The sequence below is a fragment of the Actinobacillus minor NM305 genome, assembly GCF_000175195.1.
Lineage (GTDB): Bacteria > Pseudomonadota > Gammaproteobacteria > Enterobacterales > Pasteurellaceae > Haemophilus_A > Haemophilus_A minor.
Map to the genome: position 1 here is coordinate 1 of NZ_ACQL01000186.1, position 1,293 is coordinate 1,293.

Here is a 1,293-nt window from a genome sequence, read left to right on the forward strand (position 1 = left end):
CGTAGGGGTGGGGTTTATCCCCACCCGAGAAAAAGGACAGGGATAAACCCTGTCCCTACAAAAACGAATAATAACTACATAATAACGCTGTCTTCTTAATCCTATAGGAGATTTATCTATGAAAAAATTAGCAATCGTAACCGCAACTGTATTAGGTTTATCAACCCTTTTTGCAGGCTCAGCGTGGGCAAAATCAGACGAAATTGCAGTCATCGTAAAATCCGCTAACTCAACTTTCTGGCAAAACGTACGTAAAGGTGCAGAAACTGCAGGTGCAGATTTAGGCGGCAAATATAAAGTGACCTTCCAAGGTCCGGAAGCTGAAACCTCTATTGACGCTCAAGTCAATATGGTGGACAACGCCGTAAACCGTGGTGTTGCAGGTATCGTGCTTGCAGCTTCTGACCCAGTAGCACTCGTTCCAGCGGTGAAAAAAGCCTATGAAAGTGGTATCCCGGTCGTATTAATCGACTCAGGCTTAAACAGCGATGGTAAATACTATCAATCCTTCCTTGCGACCGATAACCGTGCAGCAGGTAAATTAGCCGCTGAAAAATTATTAGCCAAAGTGAAAGGCGGTAAAGTGGCAGTGATGTCATTCACGCAAGGTGCTGCTTCTGCGATTGAACGTACAGGCGGCTTCATTGATGAAGTGAAAGCAAAAGCGGACTACAAAATTGTCGGCCCATACTACTCAAATTCAGAAATGGTTACCGCATTGAACCAAACTGAAGATGTTTTAGGGTCTAACCCTGATATTGCAGCGATCTTCGGTGCAAACGAACCGACCGCAGTGGGTATGGCTCGTGCGGTGAAACAAAAAGGCTTCGCAGGTAAAATCGTTGCCGTTGGTTTTGATGGTAACTCAGACCTTCAAAACTTCGTCCGTGATGGAACTTTAGACGGTATCGTGGTGCAATCTTCATACCAAATGGGTTACAAAGGCGTTGATACTATCGGCAAAATCATCAAAGGCGAAAAAGTCGAGAAAGTTATCGACACCGGTGTAGTTTATGTAACGAAAGAAAACATCGACTCGCCAGAAGCGAAAGCGGTGCTTTACTAATCCATATCAGTGGGCGAAAAATCTTTCGCCCCAATCAACCATACACAACCCTCGCCCCTTGAGGGAGAGGGATAATTTCAATTCGTTTAGAATTGAAATTCGGGAGAGGGGTAAAATTTACCCCCTCTCTGAAAATAATACCGAGAGGGATCAAGCGGTCTATTTTCTTCTAAATTTTACGACATTATGTAATAAAATGCGTAGGGGTGGGGTTTATCCCCACCCGT

1 protein-coding gene is annotated in these 1,293 nt (G+C 44.5%); it reads left to right on the plus strand.

Features of this window, described 5'->3' with window-relative positions; all coding sequences use genetic code 11:
- Positions 1–118: 118 nt before the first annotated feature.
- Complete coding sequence (locus tag AM305_RS11565) at positions 119–1,066, plus strand: ABC transporter substrate-binding protein (protein ID WP_005826355.1); 948 nt, start codon at positions 119–121, stop codon at positions 1,064–1,066.
- Positions 1,067–1,293 lie beyond the last annotated feature (227 nt).

Bases quoted from the DNA above. Each gene is read 5' to 3' on its own strand.
- AM305_RS11565 (WP_005826355.1), top strand. From the start codon at position 119: ATGAAAAAATTAGCAATCGTAACCGCAACTGTATTAGGTTTATCAACC.